Annotated in this window: 17 protein-coding genes; 5 read left to right on the plus strand and 12 right to left on the minus strand. The window is 40.0% G+C overall.

The window, feature by feature from the left end; all coding sequences use genetic code 11:
- Positions 1 to 59 precede the first annotated feature (59 nt).
- The gene (gene cas9 / locus EIH20_RS07325; RefSeq protein WP_124059256.1) at positions 60 to 3,452 is read right to left on the minus strand and encodes a type II CRISPR RNA-guided endonuclease Cas9; all 3,393 of its coding nucleotides are present in this window, start codon (positions 3,450 to 3,452) and stop codon (positions 60 to 62) included.
- Between the two features lie 237 nt (positions 3,453 to 3,689).
- Here cas9 and EIH20_RS07330 point away from each other — a divergent pair, with 237 nt between their 5' ends.
- From EIH20_RS07330 to EIH20_RS07350, 5 genes are read left to right on the plus strand one after another with little or no spacing between them, the layout of a single operon-like run.
- On the plus strand, positions 3,690 to 4,175 hold the full coding sequence (locus EIH20_RS07330; RefSeq protein WP_164470909.1) for a DUF2975 domain-containing protein: 486 nt from the start codon (positions 3,690 to 3,692) through the stop codon (positions 4,173 to 4,175).
- Positions 4,176 to 4,186: 11 nt separating this feature from the next.
- The gene (locus tag EIH20_RS07335; RefSeq protein WP_124059260.1) at positions 4,187 to 4,462 is read left to right on the plus strand and encodes a helix-turn-helix domain-containing protein; all 276 of its coding nucleotides are present in this window, start codon (positions 4,187 to 4,189) and stop codon (positions 4,460 to 4,462) included.
- Positions 4,419 to 5,837 (plus strand): DUF4153 domain-containing protein, encoded by a 1,419-nt coding sequence (locus EIH20_RS07340; RefSeq protein ID WP_124059262.1) that lies wholly within the window; start codon positions 4,419 to 4,421, stop codon positions 5,835 to 5,837. Before EIH20_RS07335 ends, EIH20_RS07340 begins: the two co-directional genes overlap by 44 nt.
- 11 nt (positions 5,838 to 5,848) lie before the next feature.
- Positions 5,849 to 6,337: a hypothetical protein gene (locus tag EIH20_RS07345; protein WP_124059264.1), complete on the plus strand. Its 489-nt coding sequence runs from the start codon at positions 5,849 to 5,851 to the stop codon at positions 6,335 to 6,337.
- Between the two features lie 47 nt (positions 6,338 to 6,384).
- On the plus strand, positions 6,385 to 6,891 hold the full coding sequence (locus tag EIH20_RS07350; RefSeq protein WP_124059266.1) for a hypothetical protein: 507 nt from the start codon (positions 6,385 to 6,387) through the stop codon (positions 6,889 to 6,891).
- A 41-nt stretch (positions 6,892 to 6,932) separates the two neighbouring features.
- Here the strand turns inward: EIH20_RS07350 and mnmL are convergent, their stop codons facing one another.
- The 11 genes from mnmL to EIH20_RS07405 all read right to left on the minus strand — a co-directional run bounded on the left by mnmL (position 6,933) and on the right by EIH20_RS07405 (position 18,405).
- Positions 6,933 to 7,871, minus strand: a complete 939-nt coding sequence (mnmL, locus tag EIH20_RS07355) for a tRNA modification radical SAM protein MnmL/YtqA (protein WP_124059268.1) — start codon at positions 7,869 to 7,871, stop codon at positions 6,933 to 6,935.
- A 229-nt stretch (positions 7,872 to 8,100) separates the two neighbouring features.
- Complete coding sequence (locus tag EIH20_RS07360; RefSeq protein ID WP_124059270.1) at positions 8,101 to 9,123, minus strand: Gfo/Idh/MocA family oxidoreductase; 1,023 nt, start codon at positions 9,121 to 9,123, stop codon at positions 8,101 to 8,103.
- A gap of 162 nt (positions 9,124 to 9,285) precedes the next feature.
- Positions 9,286 to 10,566 (minus strand): MATE family efflux transporter, encoded by a 1,281-nt coding sequence (locus EIH20_RS07365; protein ID WP_338133175.1) that lies wholly within the window; start codon positions 10,564 to 10,566, stop codon positions 9,286 to 9,288.
- Between the two features lie 73 nt (positions 10,567 to 10,639).
- Complete coding sequence (locus EIH20_RS07370; RefSeq protein WP_124059274.1) at positions 10,640 to 11,410, minus strand: ABC transporter permease; 771 nt, start codon at positions 11,408 to 11,410, stop codon at positions 10,640 to 10,642.
- The gene (locus EIH20_RS07375) at positions 11,403 to 12,344 is read right to left on the minus strand and encodes an ABC transporter ATP-binding protein (RefSeq protein ID WP_124059277.1); all 942 of its coding nucleotides are present in this window, start codon (positions 12,342 to 12,344) and stop codon (positions 11,403 to 11,405) included. Before EIH20_RS07375 ends, EIH20_RS07370 begins: the two co-directional genes overlap by 8 nt.
- 9 nt (positions 12,345 to 12,353) lie before the next feature.
- Positions 12,354 to 12,656 carry an ArsR/SmtB family transcription factor gene (locus EIH20_RS07380; protein ID WP_124059279.1) on the minus strand — a complete coding sequence of 101 codons (303 nt, stop codon included), beginning with the start codon at positions 12,654 to 12,656 and terminating at the stop codon, positions 12,354 to 12,356.
- 123 nt (positions 12,657 to 12,779) lie between these two features.
- On the minus strand, positions 12,780 to 14,162 hold the full coding sequence (locus EIH20_RS07385; RefSeq protein WP_124059281.1) for an LPXTG cell wall anchor domain-containing protein: 1,383 nt from the start codon (positions 14,160 to 14,162) through the stop codon (positions 12,780 to 12,782).
- Positions 14,163 to 14,503: 341 nt separating this feature from the next.
- Positions 14,504 to 15,256: an ABC transporter permease gene (locus EIH20_RS07390; RefSeq protein ID WP_164470910.1), complete on the minus strand. Its 753-nt coding sequence runs from the start codon at positions 15,254 to 15,256 to the stop codon at positions 14,504 to 14,506.
- Complete coding sequence (locus EIH20_RS07395; RefSeq protein WP_124059285.1) at positions 15,246 to 16,130, minus strand: ATP-binding cassette domain-containing protein; 885 nt, start codon at positions 16,128 to 16,130, stop codon at positions 15,246 to 15,248. The genes EIH20_RS07390 and EIH20_RS07395 overlap by 11 nt, the downstream gene beginning before the upstream one ends.
- Positions 16,131 to 16,166: 36 nt before the next feature.
- Entirely contained in the window at positions 16,167 to 17,717 is a 1,551-nt protein-coding gene (locus EIH20_RS07400) for a sensor histidine kinase (RefSeq protein ID WP_124059287.1), read from the minus strand.
- Positions 17,704 to 18,405 (minus strand): response regulator transcription factor, encoded by a 702-nt coding sequence (locus EIH20_RS07405; RefSeq protein WP_124059289.1) that lies wholly within the window; start codon positions 18,403 to 18,405, stop codon positions 17,704 to 17,706. Before EIH20_RS07405 ends, EIH20_RS07400 begins: the two co-directional genes overlap by 14 nt.
- Positions 18,406 to 18,479: the final 74 nt, after the last annotated feature.

An 18,479-nucleotide genomic window follows, 5' to 3' on the forward strand; every position in this document is an offset into this window, starting at 1 on the left:
GGTAACCCGTCGATTACAGTTACCATTATAGCATGTCCAACGAGAATGTAAACCCTTCCTTATAAAATTCCTTTTAATTTTTCGCGTGTGATATAGTATTTCTTGCCTAAATAGCTTGTATGAATTTTTAAAACCTTCATACCTTTTTTGAGTCCTTTAATAGCACGACCATTTGATGGTTTTCCTAAAACAGGTAGGATTTCCTTTTCCCATTGAGTTGAAGTAATAGGTTTCAATTCAAAATAATTTACATTATTGGTAGTTCTCGATTGATATAATCCTTCCACCATCTCATCACCATATTGAATTTGAATCCGATCTCCCCGATAAAGCGAGAATCTAAACTCACTATCTGACGATACCTTCTCATCAACTAATAATTGCTCATATGTGGCTTTTGGTACCCCATATTGTCCATTAATATATTGACAATGATTATACTTAATGCCAACCAATTCAAAACAATCACGAGATGGACTATAGTAAACATCGGTCCGCCACGGATTCAGTTGATTCAAAATAACTCGTCGACCATTGACCGTTTCTTCAATTGGCTGACCACTTGGCGTCTTCGTAATATTTAAATGAGAGCCTAGTTTCTTATCATAGTATTTCAAGGACCGGATAATCGGACCATTGCCTTTTTTTGAATATTTCTGAATACCTGGAATAGCCTGATCTTCACAATACTTTTTAAATGGTGATTGCGGAATTCGTTTTACTTTATTATTTGCCTGTTCAACTTCTTTGAAATCAGGATATGTTGCAGCAATTTCAAGTAAAATTTCATAAGTTTTTGGATCAATGTCTTTCATTAACAAGTCATCTTGATGCTTTTTGAACTCTTCCCAACCATCTTCTGAATAAATGTCGCTAATTTTCTTAATTGTATAGACCTCTTTATTTTCGACTTCTTTACCTTTCTTTACCGTATAGGTAATTCGATTACGCGTCGAATAAAGCGTCGCGTCACTGACTTTTCGATTCCACTTGTGGTCTACTTGATGAGAAAACTTAATTCGAGAATACAGTTTGAGTGGTGTTAAATCAGCAATAAAGTCTGGCCACTGATCTAAACTATAAGCTTTTTTATCGTCATATTTGCGTTTTTTATATTCTCGATAATCTATAAATTCGCCAGTAGCTAAATCAATCATAACCGGTTTGTCATCAACAATTCGGTACTCATACGGTTCAATTTTTACAAATGGAGATACAGCACAAAGCGTCGCATCTACTGCATGATGATGATGAGTCTCTCTCATTTTATCTAACATCCAGCGTTTTCTCAGTGTATGAGTGAAACTACCACTCACTACTTTGACCTTAGTATCCGACTCATAAAAGAAACTTTGCAAGGTATTCATTACCACGCGACTTGAGTAACGAGTATCATTCAGATTACGCTCAACGAAACGTTTGCGAATCTCTGGATTAAAGATATCACGTTCTTCCAGCAAATTCTGCTTCTTATATTTCTTGTATGGTCGAGACTTAACCCAAGCTACATATTGATCCCATGTTTGCCCTAATTTAGCACCATCCATGAAAGCTTGATATGGTGAACGTTGACCTTTTTCTTGGTTAGCTTCAGCACGTACTAAGACTTTATTATTTAATGAATCATCCAAGGAAATAGACAAGGGAATAATATGATCGACTTCAGTTCGGTCAGAGAAGACTTCTTCAGGTAAAATAGGTTTTCCTGAATAAGCACAAATACCATCTTGTTCATAGTAATATAAAAGTTTTTTAGCATATTTCGGTTTACGCATTTCAAAATTAAAACGTTCTTCTGTCCAACCTGATTTTTCTAAGAAATATTTCTGACTCGCATCTTTTCGATTCAAATTGTCCTTTTGAATCTTCTTGATCGTATCTACTTGATCCTTTTCATTTTTATCACGGGGCATCTCAACCGTTACGTAGCTGATATTGTCTTTTCCATAGCGATCAATCAATTCATTCATTACTTTGAAGGCCTGCTTGATTGTTTTGGCTACGGTCGGATTAAAAATTTGCTCAATCGTTTCTTCAACTGGCAAGTGGCTATATTGGGCATAATGACCTCTCAGCTCTTTCTTGATACCCATCCGTTCCAGTATTGTATTTTGTTCATCGGACGTATTTAATAATTCCGGAATTAATTCCTTCATTAATTCATCTGAAAAACTATGCCAAGAAGCTTGACTTGCTTTACTTCTTAATTTAGCAAAATTATTAAGTACAATTTCTTTAATTACTAGCTCAAGATCCGGTAATTCAACATCAATCGTATGTTCGACCGCATCAATATCAGTATTTAGTGTTATGATTCGACCCAACATATTGACTGTATCTTCTGGAATATCATTTAATTCAAGCCCATTTTCAGCAAAAATTTGTCGCCATGCTCGATATGTTTTCATTGTATGTAATTCAGGTTTTTCATTCTTATCGATACGAAAGCCTTTTACATCTTCTTTGCTAAGATTCAAAATTTTTAATAAAGTACTTGGTCCGAATTGTTTAACATCTTGCGTCATTAAATAAGAAAGAACGTCCTCTTTCTCTGCTGGCGTCAATTTACTTTCCTCGCGTTTTATAGTCAAATTGTTTAAATCATTTAAGAGATTATATTTTTGTGCGGTTAAGCCCATCGTACTAGCTCTCAAGTTTCCTCGTATATCTTTACCAATTAATTGGTCAAAGATATTTTCAGCTGGCTTACCATCGAAAGAATAATTTGCCCAACGCCCGTAAGGTGAATTATTTTTTTCATTTCCTGGTCCATGATAATAGGGTCTTTTGCGATAAACCAAGCCCGCTTCTTGACCAGTTCCTTTCTTTACAAAGAAATTAATAAAATCTTCGGTAATTTCACTATGGAATTGGCTTTGGCAACGTAAAATTCGCTCTAACTCCTGAGCGTAGGCCCTCACCGTAAATACGTTTAGTTGATACTCACCTTTAGCATTTAACCCGGTTCTCACTCTTCCGTTTTCTTGTAGCCTGTGTAGCTGAATTTGTCCCGGGGTAAATTCTTTTAATAGCATAGCATTCTTGGACACTTGATCCTTATAGGCTTGTCCTTCACTTGCTGCTTCAACACTGTCTTCATCCAAGTAGCTAATTCCACGTTTTTTTATTATATGAAGAACTACTTTATAGATTTCACTTTTCGATAAGGCTTGATCTAGCCCCTTTACCCTTAATTCATAAGGGCAAACATGCTTTAATGAAACATCATTAGTAAAACCCTGACTTTCTAAATAGCGTTTCGCATCTTCTAAACGAGTATGGCGACGTCTCAATAAACGGCGGGTGCTCCGCGCGGTACGTCTATCCTTATTCTGATCACTATTTCGAGCCGTAAAAATACGTACCCCTAAATCCTCGATAAATCCGTTTTTTTCATTCACTACACTCCAGCCGACACTGGCTATACCGAGATCAAGTCCAATACTATACATATTTTCCCTCCATCAAATGAAAGCGTTTATAAACCGATTATAGCACCTTTTTAAGCTTTGTTAAGATATTTTTAATATGAATTATTATTAAAAATCATCAAACTATACATTATCGCTATTCAAGATATTTTTATCGTTTTTCGATAAAAATATCTTGTTTTTCAATAATTAAGGTGTTATATTTAGCATGTCAGAAAGGACGCTTTCTGTATTTCTTAATCCATGGAGGAAAATTTTATGAACGAGACAAATCAGCAACAACAAATGAATCACGAGAATACCAGTATCTTACTCACTAAGATTTGCTTAGCCATTTTTTTCATCGTTGCCATTCTAATGCTTTTCAATGGTCCTTACTTGGTTGCCCAATTTGATGGCCGCTCTACCCCTTTATTTGGAGGAGACTTACGCCGAAATTTACTTCTGCTCAGCGGTTATATATGTGGTGGCTTGGCCCTTCTATTTATCTCAAGCTTCTACCGCTTAATCGATCGAATTGGTCGAGACCAAGTCTTCACATCGGAAAACGTCACTTGCTTGCGCTATATTGGTTGGGAAATCCAAGTAGTGACCCTGATTGCTTTAATCATGGGCCTCACTTGCTATCTTCCTTTACTTGCTATTGCAGTGGCCGGCGGTTTTATGGTTTTAGTTCTGCGTGTCGTTCGCAATGCTTTCGGCAAAGCGGTCGCAATGCAAGATGAACTAACTTACACCATATAGGAGGGCTTACGATGATCCAAATTAATTTAGATGTAGTAATGGCTCAGCGTCATATGAGTGCAGGAGAATTGGCCGAACGGATTGATTTGACGTCTGCTAATTTGTCTATTCTCAAGAATAATAAAGCCAAGGCGATTCGCTTCTCGACCTTAAATGCCATCTGTCGAGAGCTGAATTGCCAGCCGGGAGACATAATCGAATATCTTCCCGACCCTGGCGATCAACTATTGGAGGAAGACAATCATGACTCAAAATCTAACCCCGACTCAGCTAACAAACACACCTGAGTCTCCAACACAACCAAAGCCAAAAACTTTCTTTGGAATTAATCTTGATCAACAGATCGCGACTTTCAATCCACAAGATCACACCCAACTTAAACTAGCTAGCTTATTTACCTATCCGTTAGCTTTCTTCTATGTATTAACCTTGTTTAACAACCGTCCCCATCTCTACTTTCCGGTCACTTTAGCCATCATCTTTCTAGTTGAATATTTACATCGAGTCATCCTATCAAATCAGGTTAATTCCACCTCGATCCCTAAATTAGAGAGCTGGTTTTTCCTTATTTCGAGCCTGATACAAGCTTTAGCCTTGTCCGTCTTTGGCTATCATCATCCCTTTGATTTGATTCAGATAGTGGCTTTACACATTTGTTTGGTTTTCTATATCTTAGCTCGCAATGGGAAGTTAATCGAAGGTAAATTGGGAATCATGCTTTATCAAGAACTTTGGTTAGGTATGATTGAACTTCCGGTTGAAAATATGTTTACACGTTTAGCCCTAGCTAGAACCAAAGTCACGAATCATATCGATTCGCTGATTAAAAAGCCTACTTTTCCAATCAAGTTTATTTTGATCACCTTGTGCGGACTTGTACCCATTTTGATTTTCGTTTGGAGTCAATTGGCTCAAGTCTCCCAAAATTTTGCCACGCAGACAAGCCAATTTACCAACCTCATCGGTCGCTTGTTCCACCAAATCTTCGGAGCCTTCGACTTGAGCAATGATATTGGTTATCTAATCCTTTCGCTTCCTTTTGGTATGTTAATCTTTGGGTTAATGGTTGGGTCATTGCGTTCTACTTCTTATCACGACCGCTACCAAAAATTGATGAAACGAATCTTACCTATGCGCATCTTTCCTAAAATTTCCGTCTATTTGGTCATTTACAGTTTATGTGCGGTCTATGCCTTGTTTATCTGTTTAGCCATGAATGACATCTTCCGTATCACGCTCCAACATTTGACACCCCAAGCGGCGTCAACCTTGGCTGTCACTGGCTTCTGGCAACTGGTTCGTGTCGCAATTGTCAACTTTATTGTACTTGCCATCTTCTATCTGATTGCTAAAGAACCTCTCTGGGACCAACCTGGAACGCGACTTGCTTTGGCGATTCTTTTCCTTTTCACAACTGCTTTTGCCTTGATTGCTGCTTGGAAACTTTGCGGCGTCTATATTTTGAACTATGGTCCGACTCCTAAGCGCCTTCTTTCTGCTTGGTTCGTCATCGTACTTACAGGCTGGTCAGGACTTACACTTGCTCGCCTACTTAAACCCCTTGAAGCTTGGCGCTATGGCATCCTCTTTGCTGTCTTTTCTTTTAGTCTCTTTATGTTGAGTTTTAATTGGCTCTTAGCCATTAAACCATTGAGTCACTAGGAGGTTAGCTCATGTCCAAAGTCCAAAAATATGTTTTGATTTTTCTCCTTATTTCAGCTGGCATCCTCTTTAGCTCCATAAATATCTATGACTATTCGCTCTATTATTGCCAACATATAGAAAAACCGATCAAAGGTCCTGTTCTTCTAAAATATATCATCAAAGATCATCAACGCTTTAGTGATGATATCGCCGATGATGATTATTTTTACGCTTTAGATGACAACCTATCCTATTCCTATGATGAAGTATCTGATCAATCCATCCTTCTTATAGACCAAACCATCTACACCTACGGATCTAACGGCCTCTTAATCGACGTCCAAAATCAGGAAGATAATTTTGATTCAGAAGAGACCGATTCTTTAACACCAGAAATGGAACAAGCGGGTAATCACTATCGAAACAGCTTCATTCAGCAAGAAATTAAGAAAATCAAAGCTCCCTATGTCAATTTGCAGTGGCTCTATAATTTCAGCCAACTAGCTAAATCATCCTAGCGCTTTAATGACTAAAAATGACCGCTATGAAAGGGAGTGGAATACCCATGAATCCGTTTAAACACGTCTTTTCTCTATTATTTGTGATTTTTGGCGGTGGATGTCTAATCTTATCTAATTTCGTCATTCATAACGACTATTATCAACGCCATCTCAATCAGTCAAGTTTGGCGAATGACAATATCTTGGCAGCCATGCAGGTAAAACCTGACATCAAAGGCTATTATCGACTAAAAGATACAGTGGAAGAGTCGACATACGAGTCCTCATCTCAGGCGGACCCCATCTTCTTTATTGATAACGATGACCAGTTAGCTGTCCTCATCGTTGACAACGAAGTCTTTTATTATGATCAAAATAACCAATTGGTTAAGTATAATGCTAACGATGACGACTATACTTCACATGATCAAACTCGCTTCTCGCCTACTATTCTTAAACGTGCTCAAGCTCATCGTCTAGCCTTCCTTGAAGCTTACAAGCACCGAGAAATTACCCCATGGCTCAACTTACAATGGCTTTACAATACCCTTCATATCAAACATTATACCTAAAAGACAAAAGCTCTCTTTCTAGTTCGAAAGAGAGCTTTTGCTTATTTCGTTAATCGACAATTCTTTGCACCTTGATGAGTATTCCTTCTAGCCAACTCATCATCGATGGCATTGAGGACTTCCCATTTATTCAAACTCCACATCGGCCCAACTAAAGTGTCGCGGGGGGCATCACCGGTTAAGCGATGAATAATAATTTCTGGCGGAATTAATTCTAACTGATCACACACTAGATTGACATAGTCATCCATCTCCATCAATTGTAAGTCACCTGCTTTATAGTCCAACATCATTTTGGTCTTGCGCATCAAATGTAAGAGATGAATCTTGATTCCTTGAATATCCGAATCAAGAAAAGTGCGGCGAACATTTTCAATCATCATGTCATAGGTTTCGCCTGGCAGACCATTAATGAGATGGGTACAAACTGGAATGTTATGCGCCCGCAATTTAGCCACGCCGTCCAAATAAGTCGCATAGTCATGGGCACGATTAATTCGCTGACTGGTTTGATCATGAACGGTTTGTAGGCCTAGCTCGACCCACATATAGTAGCGTTGATTCAACTCGGCTAAGTAGTCAACGGTCTCCGCTGGCAAGCAATCAGGACGAGTGGCTATCATTATGCCCACTACGCCTGGTTGATTAACGACTTGTTCAAACCGATGCCGCAAAACCTCTACAGGGGCATGCGTATTGGTGAAATTCTGGAAATAGGCGATATATTTATGGGCATGAGGCCATTTACCGTGTAGCTTATCAATTCCTTTGACCATCTGGATGGGCAAGGGATCCAAGCGACTTCCTGCAAAGTCACCGGAGCCCGATGCCGAGCAGAAGGTACAGCCGCCATGTGCCACTGTTCCATCACGATTGGGACAATTAAAGCCTCCATCCAACGATACCTTAAAGACTTTCTCACCAAAAGTAGTTTTCAAGTGATTATTCCACGTATTATAGCGTTTAAGATCATTCGACATCTTGCTAGCTCCTTTATACCACTAAAAAAACGCCAAATTCCTCGGCGTTCATAATCTTCCCAGTAGGAATTGAACCTACATCTAAGACTTAGGAGGTCCTTGTAATATCCATTATACTATGGGAAGGGATCGTCTAAATTCGATTACAATTAAACTAACTTCTATTTTACCATAAATTTTGCCTCGAGCGAGAAGCTTCGAGGCAAAAATTTTATCAGGCTAGACAAACTTACTGGTCAGCTTCTAATTTGCTAATAGCTTGTTCAAGTATTTCCATCTGTAATAGGGTTTCTTGATCAGATACTAATTTAGGTGCCCCATGAGCTATACTTTGATAGATTGCCTCATAAAAACGACTATAATCTCCAACTTGTGAAACCACCGTCTCCTCATGGAATTGACCCGCTTCATCTTGATAGGTTAAAACCCCATAATCTTCGGGTTGATCCAAACCAAAATCAGCCTGAGTTGGCATATAGAAACGCTTGAGATCAGCCTCTTGTCGATCCTTCTTGGCCTTAACGAACATGCCTTGTTTACCATAAACGACAAAACTAGGACGTTCTTTAATCCGGAAATAGGAAGATTTGACTGACACTTTCAAGGCCCCATAGTAGAAATCCAAATCAAAATAGTCGTTCATCCGCCCCTTGCCTAGTAATTGTCGAACATCATAATGTACAGAGTCAGGACGACCGAAATAGCTGATTACTTGGTCAACTGTATGACAAGCATGACCATAGAGATAGCTTTCCTCACGTGAATAATGGTCTGTTGCTAAAGGCACTTGCGGTCTAAAATAATCAAAGTGCATTTCTAATTCTAACAAGTCCCCTAGGCGACCGCTCTCTATCACTTTTTGCACGGTTAAGAAATCCGCATCAAAACGCCGGTTTTGATAAGCTTGAATAAAGAGATCTTTCTGTTCAGCTAAAGCAAATAATTCTTGTGCTTGAGCCAAAGTCGCTGTGAAAGGCTTCTCAACGAGGACATTGTGTCCGTGCTCGAGGCAGGCTTTTGCATAATGATAATGCCACTGATTTGGCGTCGCCACAACCACCAAATCTAATTGACGATCAAGATAAATATCGTCTAAATCTTGCGTATAATGTACTCCTTCCAAAGGTAGCCAATCGGTATTAGCCGAATGTGAGTAGATCGTCTTAATCTTAAAGCGGCCACTTTTTAGGGCAAAAGGGATATGGTAGCGATTGGTAGACTTGCCATTCCCGATATAAGCGATAGTTAACATGGAACTCCTCCTTTTTCTCAGCTTATTTATTATAAACTAAGTCCATTAAGTAAGCCAAATAATGCTACTAAGCATTTTCATCCAAAAAGAGGTGGAGGCCACTTACCTAGTAGTCCACCCACCGCTAGGGAAAGAATCACGGTAACTTGTTGGACAATGTCATTAGATTGACTCTAAGCGGGTGAGATGCTGACGGTAGCGCCCATAAAGCACAATGGACCGTAGGCTGAGATCAATTAAGATGGCCCACCAAACACCAGCGATGCCCCACTCAAGAATGACGCCTAAGAAGTAGACTCCTAAGACTCGAACCGCCCACATTCCCACACTGGTTGAGATTAATGGCGTTTTGGTATCGCCCATTCCTTGTAAGACATTGGCCATAATGAGGCTAATCGCCACGACCGGTTGCCCAAGGGCATCAATCCGCAAGGCCGTCACCACTTGATTGAGTGCCTCAAGATCCTGCGTGAATAGGCCAGCTGCCCATGGCGCAATAAAGTATAGAATGACACCCATAAAGGTCATAAGCCCCACCCCATATTGAATACAGCGATAGGTGACAAAACGATTCTTCTGCGGATTCCCTTCCCCCATCGCATTAGCCACCAGAACAGCCGCCGCCGATCCCAAACCGAGAGCCGGCATATAAGTAAAGGCTTCGATATTTGCCGCAATCGAGTGAGCCGCAAAGGTTTTGTTACCAATCATCACAATTAAGGAGAAGTACAAGACTTGTCCTAGACGCATGACCAAACGCTCTAAAGCCGCTGGCAAAGCCAACTGCCACACTGTTTTGTCGGCTTGCATCGCAAGCACAGATCGCCACTTAAAGGCTAAGGACGTCTGATCTAGTCGTACTTTGAGGATTAGTACACCGATAGCCCGCGAAATCACGGTTCCTAAAGCGGTTCCCAGTACACCTAATCGTGGAATGGGTCCCCAACCGAATATCAAGAGATAGTCTAGGCCAACATTAAGGAAATTAACCAAGAGACTCACTTTCATGGGTGTTAAGCTATCACCGTTGGCCCGTAAGAGCGTCCCAAGAATAGTATGATAACCCATTAAGAGTGTAAAGCCCCCGACCCAGACAAAAAATTGACTAGCTTGTGGCAAGACCTGAGCATCAGCCCCCATCAATTGCAGAAATGGTCGGGCCAAGCCCCAAGAAATGTCACCTAATACTAGACCAATCAGAGTCGTCATCTGGAGGATTTTCACTCCGTATGTTTGAGCTAACTCCACTTGTTTAGCCCCAATACGTTCTGCCACCAAAGCAGTCGCTGCGACGCCAAGAGCAATATAGACCGCCAAATAAACATTAAGAATCGTATTGGCCAAACCAACCGCCGTAACGGCGACCAAGCCAATTTTCGCAATCATAAAGGCATCGATAAAGCCTACTAAGGTTTGTAATATATTTTCTAAAGTGGCCGGCACGGCCAAATGTAAAATATCTTGATTAAGTTATTTTTTATTTAGCACATTTAAGGCTCCTTTGTTATCAAAAGGTTTAGCTACGCAACCCGCGGCCTTTTTCAATTAATTGCCATGAGACTAGATACAAGCCAAAGATAAAGGCGACCAAGATTGACATGGAGATAACGACGGGTACATCTTTCGTTCCTAGAAAGCCATAACGAAATCCAGAGATCATATAGACAATCGGATTAATTTTTGACACGGCTTGCCAGAACGGTGGCAACATACTGATGGAATAGAAGACCCCACCCAAATAGGTTAAGGGTTGGAGAACGAAGGTTGGTACAATTGACACATCATCAAAGGATTGGGCAAAGATACCGTTGAGTAAGCCTAACAAAGAAAATAGGATAGCTGTCATCAGAAGGGTCACAACTACCATAAACCACGAATGAACATGTAAGGGAACAAAAAATAAGGAAATCATAGTCACCAAAGTCGAGACCAAGAGGGAACGACCGACGCCACCCGCGATAAAGCCCCACATAATAACATGAGTCGGCACGGGCGCTACTAACAATTCTTCGATATTCTTCTGGAATTTTTGTGAGAAGAAGGACGAAGCTACATTGGAATAAGATGAGGTAATGGCTGACATCATAATCAAGCCTGGAACGATAAATTCCATGTAGGAATACCCACCCATGTCCCCAATCCGTCGACCAATTAAGTTACCAAAGATAATAAAGTATAAAGACGTGGTGATCACCGGAGGCACTAAGGTTTGAATCCATATTCGTAAATAACGGTTCGTTTCCTTATAGGCTAGACTTTTTAAAGCGGTCCAGTAGAGATTAAACATGTTGGCTTTCCTCCTTGTCAGTCTGAGCTTTCTCAGTTAATTTCAAGAATAATTCTTCTAAACGATTCGTCTTATTACGCATCGATAAGACCTTGATTCCGGCTTGACTTAAAGCCTGGAAAATCCCGTTAACCCCTTGATTGCGTTCAACCTCAACCTCTAAGGTATTCGCATCAACTAACTGTGCCTGATAACCCGGAACCTCTAGCTGGTTGACCGCTTGGTCCAAATCAAAAACAAAGGTTTCATACTGTAATTTAGCTAAAAGGGCTTTCATGGACGTGTTTTCGATAAGCTGTCCTTGTTGAATAATTCCGATATTACGACATAACATTTCTGCTTCTTCAAGATAGTGGGTGGTTAATATAATCGTCGTTCCCGCTTCATTCAATTGACGCAAGAAATCCCACATTTGACGGCGCAACTCAATATCAACACCGGCCGTCGGTTCATCAAGAATAAGTAATTTTGGTTCGTGCATCAAGGCCCGCGCAATCATCAAGCGTCGCTTCATCCCGCCCGATAACATTCGGGCTTTTTGGTGGCGCTTGTTCCATAGATCCGATTGCTTCAAGTATTTCTCGCTACGAGCCAGAGCCTCTTTACGTGGAACACCATAGTAGCCCGCTTGGTTCACCACGATTTGTTGTACTGTTTCAAAAGGATTAAAGTTGAATTCTTGCGGTACCAGGCCAATTTGTTGTTTAGCTAATACGAGATCCGTATCGATATCGTGACCAAATACTTTCACTTGACCAGAAGTTTTGTTGACTAGGGACGTAATAATCCCGATCGTGGTTGATTTACCTGCCCCATTCGGTCCTAATAAGGCATAGAAATCACCTTCTTCAACTTGTAAATCAATACCTTTCAAGGCCTCTACTCCGGTGGCGTATACTTTCCTTAAATTTTTAATTTCTAGAGCAAATGTCATTTTATTTTCTTACTCCTCTTCTAGTGATAGTTCTACAGTCTTTTCAGTCACCATCTGATTTAATTGTTGTATCAAGTCAAAGGTCTGATCATAATTCAAAGAATAATAATGCCACTGACTTTGCTTATCAACTTGAATTAAATGTGCTTTCTCTAAAATCTTCAGATGATGTGACATGGTAGGTTGACTTAACGCAAAATGTTCCAATAGTTGGCAGGCACATAATGGTCTATCTCCTAATAATGAGATAATTTTCAAACGCGTTGGATCCGCTAATGCTTTAAGAATCTGAGCTGTATCTTCATAATTCATTTTTCTCACCTCACATTTTATCGACACTTATCAATATAGAAGAATATCAATCTATGGTCAAGAAAAAAAGGCCCAGACAGAGTCTGGACCTTGCTTAGGAAGAGAACGAGATTAAGAAGTTAATTATTTGTTTTCACTTTTCTTCTTACCGAAGTAGAAGAGAACGCCACCTAAGACAAGAAGGGATACGATAACCACACCTAGATTTTGTGCTGCTTCACCTGTAGATGGTAATTTAGCTTTTTCACTAGTTTTATTTGCTTGTGTAGTAGCAGCGCCTTGAACTTTCACTTGTTGGAAAGCTTGTTCGTTACTCGTTGAATTTGAAGTAACATTTAAAACATCCCCTTCAGCTAATTGAATGGTACTTGGTACATTAATGGTCCATTCACCTTTAGCATTCGCATCAACAGCAACCTTATCACCCGTCTTATCAAATTGTACTAAGACAGTTGCATTAGGAGTAGACGTTCCGCTGATTGTTTTATCGTTTACACTAACAGGGTTTACTTTAACAAAATTCTTTTGAGCTTTAGCTTCGGTTGTTGCACCATCCACTTTTTCGACAGTCGCTTCTTGATAAGCTTGTTCGTTGCTAGTTGAGTTTGAGGTTACACCAAGCACTTCACCGGCTTTAAGACTAATTGAACTATCTAAGTTAGCTGTCCAATTACCTTGAGCATCAGCGTCCACGGTTACTTTATCACCAGTTGGTTGGTATAAAACGGTCACAGTTGCTTTAGGAGACGTTGTACCGCTGACCGATTTAGCACCTTCTACTACAGGTTTAATTGTTACTGAATGTTTTGTAGCCGGTGTTTGAGTGTCAGCTACGACCGTTATAGTCTCAGTCTTCATTTGTTGATCAGTTGAACCAGCTGTTACTTGCAAGGTTTCCCCTGCTTTAAGACTGATTGAACTTGGTAAATCAATCGACCATTTACCACTCGCATCGGCATCTACTGTCCATTTATCACCGGTTGCTTCATAACGAACTGTTACGGTTCCTTTAGGACTGGTTGTTCCTGTTATGCTTTTAGCATTTTCTTTTACTTCATCCGTTTTGATAAAGTGATCAACATTGCCAGCTTGTGTCGTGGTGTCCGCGCCTGCGCCAATCGTTACTTCTTGATAGGTAAAATCACCTGATGGATCGCCGGCAGTCGCTTTGACGATTTCACCGTTATTTAGGCTTGTTCCTTGTGGTACGGTAACCTTCCAAGTTCCGTCAGCTGCAGTATCCACTGTTTCTTTACTTGCATCGGCAAATTGAACGGTTACGGTTGTACCTTGAGCAGCTGTCCCTGAAACAGTCGTATCACCTTGAGCAACAGCATTGATTGTTACTTGTTGGTTGGCTGCTTGAGCATAAACTTGTGGAAGGCCTCCCGTTAATGATCCCACATTAGGCATAGCCAAGGCTACTGGGCTTAATAAAAGCAAAGCACAAGAAGAAGCCACTTTAAACGATTGAGCTTTTGAATTCCATTTTGTTTGGTTGAACATTTTACATCATCCTTTTTTATTAAAATTTGTTGTCTCATTTCTATACTCAAAGAATAACACCCGACTGTGAACTTTCATTTCGCGATTTACGAAATATCTATGAAGTTTTGGATAACACTTTTTTATAAAAAGCTTTATATAGGCTCGATTATGAATAATTAATTAAGACGCTTCGCTAACAAAAAAGAAAAGTGGATAAGAGCAAGCTTTCATACGAATTTAAGGAGACTTCAAATTGTGAATTTTTTAAAATCAACATGACATACTATTATGTTGATTATGCCCCTTTCACACAAAAAAAGCCTTAAGCAGACATTTCAAATGTCGGCTCAAGGCTATGATTAAATGGCTTGTTTCTTCTTATAATTTGACCAGATAAGTAACAAGGCTCCTACTGCCAATAAGGAAATCGTAGTTTGGATGAGGCTACTATAGTTGGTTAGTTTATCACGCCATATATCATAAGCGTGTTGTCCAAAGGGGGTTAGCGGAATCTGATCGGCGATTTTCTGTAAGAATGGTGGGAAATCCTCGTACCGCATCCCCATGGAGCCTGAGATAAATAAAAGGAAGAAGTAAATACACATGACCAAGCCATAGGTGGGACCAAACTTGCCAATTAAATCGGCAATTGCATGAGAAATCATCAAAAAGGCAGCTGTAAACAAATACATAAAAGCGAAGAAGATCAGCATTCCCTTAAAGTTACTAATGGTAAACCCATGTACAAAATGCATGGTGACAAAGTAAACCAAGAAGGTCACTGAAATAACGCAGAATTGGCCCAAGACTTTGGTCACTATAAAGCGCTTATTCGAAATCCCAAACAACTTCATACGCAAGGGAATTTGCTTTTCATTCTCTTGCGCGTAGGAAGCAGCGTAACCGATAAAGCCTACACAAAGGGGAATCATCAAACTCATACTTAAAATAATCGAATTCAACACTTCTTGCCGAATTAATTTAGGCACCTCTTCAACGACCGACGCCGGAATGATAATTCCCATAAAGATTGGAAAAATAATCCCAAATAAAGGAATAAAGAAGTTACCCAAAATATTACGAATTTCATACTTTAATAATCTAGCTTGCATAAGGCACCTCTTTTCTTTGCTTATAGGCTGCTTTAGCATTTAAGGTCATTAATTCAATATCATGACTCGTGCACTGATAATCTATTCCCGCAAGAATCAGACTTTGAATTAATTCTGATTCTTCTTGAATTGAATTGACTGGCATGGCGATCTGATGCGATGCGGACACAATTTGAGGATGGGATTGAACGACTTGCTCATTATTCGGTGTACGATCAATCAAGACGACCCGACGACCACAATATTTTTGGAACAAGGCTTGTTTGTCGCCATAAGCCACCACTTGACCATGATCCAATAACAAGATGATATCGACGAGTTGTTCGAGTTCTTCATAGTAGTGCGAAACCAAGCAGAATGTAGCAGAAGAATCTTGATACCAATCTTGAATCTTGGTCATGAGTTTCTGTCTAGTCTCGAAGTCCAAACCCGAAGTCATCTCATCAAAGAAAGTAACTGGCGCCTTATGAAACAAAACCATAATTAAGGTAAAACGTTGTTTTTGACCACCCGATAGATGCTTATACTTCTTATTAAGTTGATCCTCCATTTCAAAATAGGCCACTAGTTCTCTTAAGTCAGCGTTATCCTTAAGAGTGGTTTGGAGAATGGTCTCCATGATATGACGACAAGACATCGTCTCAACGTATTCATTGAACTGTAAATGGACCGCCATTTGACTAGGCTTTAGTGTACATCTAATTTGCCCTTGATAGGGAATCAGATCAAGCAAAGCTTTAATCAAAGTTGATTTACCTGCTCCATTGCTACCAATGATGCCAATTTTTTGTCCTGGCAAAATATCAATCGGCTCTTGAATATTCAGGGCAACTTGTTGCCCATAAGTCACTTTAAGTTGATCAATATGAATCATTCATCTCTTCCTCCTTTTCTATAAACTTAGTATAGTCTAGCCTTGTGAACTTGATTTGTGGTCAATGTGAGCTTGATTAAAATCAAGTCGCGTTTCAACTTGACCAGGAAGATTGCGTACACTCAGATGAAAACCTAGCGTCTGACTAAATCGTTGCGCAATATAAAGACCCAAACCGCCTGATTGGAGATGACTCTTACTTGTTGTAAAAGGTTGGAAAATCGTATCCAACATCGCTTCATCAATCTGCCCATCATTTTGAATCGTTAAGACACCCTTTGCTAAGGACACCTGAATAGCCGACTGCTTCGGCGAATGCTCTACGGCATTAGCAACTAGATTGTCTATGAGTTTGATTAATAGATCCACTTGAGTGGTGATGATTTGTTGATCTAGACTGACTTGCCAGGTTAATCCCTTAGCTTGAGCAGAAATCTGATAGGAATCAACCAAGCCAGCCAGTAAATCATTCAAAGCCACAGGTTGAAATTCTTGATCATTAGCCGGTCGATTTAGGATGAGCAATTCATCAATCAGACGCTGTAAGGACTGAATTTGTTCCTTCAACTTAGGTAGATAAACCTCATGATCTTTAAATTTACCAATCCCATCAATCATGGAATCGATCAGTAATAAGGACGCCGCGACTGGGGTTTTAAGCTGATGTGACGAAGCTCGCAAGAATAATTCTTGTTTATCATAAGCTACTTGTAAAGCCTGATAGGTCCGTTGCAAACTCTGATACATCTCGTCTACACTGGCAGCCAAGTCCTGAATCTCGTCTTTTGATTTCATTTGTAAAGGCGCTCTGACTTGTAACTGACTGGTTTTTAATTGTTGAGCATGAGTGGCCAAGCGTTGAATCGGTTCAATAATAGTGCGCGCAAAGAACAAGCTCGCTAATGAGGTAAATAGGACTAACGTTAATAGAATCATCGGCAAACTGCCCCAGACAACTTGTTGAATATCATCCATCTTGGACATTGAAAAGGGGGTGTAAGATAAACGCAAACCATCCTTGGTCTGGCTAAAGCCAATTGTATTTGAATAGAGGGCCTTCTTGTCATCAACTGAACTGACTAGTAAAACATAGTTTTTCTTGCGAATAATCTGATTTTGCTGTTTGCTATCGTCGAATTTCATCTTGCTCCGGCTTAGCTTAACCTCGAATTCCCGTTCCAACTGATTTAAAAGTTTTTGGGAGAATTCCTTCGAGCTGTAAGTAGGATCAAATTTGAAATCCGGATCGCTAAAGTCGACGGTTTTTAAATAGTTAAGAAAAGACCGCATCTGGGGATCTTTCACGACAAGAGTTAAGGTTCCATAGGCAGAGCCAATTTGTATTTCTTGCTTATCACGGGGGCAAAAGACCGTTAAAGAACCGGACATATTGGGAGCTTTGTCTACAGGAAAGCTTTTGTGTTCAAGATAGGCTTCGTGAAAAGCTTGACTGGCTTGAGTATTGGATTTAACTACATTATCTAGATAGAGATTAGGTAAGAGCCAAATTAAATAGGTCAAAATAAAAGTAGCCAAACTGAGGGTCAATACGAAACTATAGACTAAGGTCTTCTTATTTAGTTTCATAAGTCACCTCGTAACGATAACCCAAGCCAATGACTGTTTTAATGCAGGCTATCGGTAATTTCTTACGTAAATTTTTAATGTGGGTGTCAATTATCCGATCGGTACAGATATAATCTTGGCCAAACACATGATTAATTAATTGATCGCGAGTAAAGACCTGCCCCGGATGCGCATGCATCAACTGTAGGAGCAGAAATTCCGACAGGGTCAAGTCCAAATCTCGCCCTTGATAGGTGGCTTTATAAGCCAAATCGTCTAGCACCAAATCAGGTCTATCTGTAGCTTGTGTCGAAGACGCTGGCTCTACTGGTTTCTTACGATTGGCTGCTCTTCTTAAGACGGTCTCCACCCGTTTTAGCAGAATGAGTGGCGACACCGGCTTAATGATAAAATCATCCGCATAATGATTAAAGGCTTCAACTTGAATCTTCTCGTCGCCTAAAGCCGTTAGCATGATCACTGGACAATCATTGGCTTGCTCTTGTAAACGCTGAAGAATCTCTAAACCAGAAATATGGGGAACCATGATATCCAAAATGATTAAATCAAATTCTTGATCTTGAATGAATTGCCAGGCAACTTGGCCATCCGCCGCTTGAGTAACTTGATAGCCCGCAATCTTTAGATACTCACTCAAAACTTCTCGGATGGTATCTTCATCTTCCATAAATAGAATGCGTTGTGTCATTTCTCTTCCCTACTTTCTTCGATGTTAAGACTATTATACGCTATTCATGTGTGTTTGATTTGAGTTTATTTAAC

Origin of the sequence: Vaginisenegalia massiliensis, from assembly GCF_900604935.1 — a bacterium.
Taxonomy (GTDB): Bacteria; Bacillota; Bacilli; order Lactobacillales; family Aerococcaceae; genus Vaginisenegalia; species Vaginisenegalia massiliensis.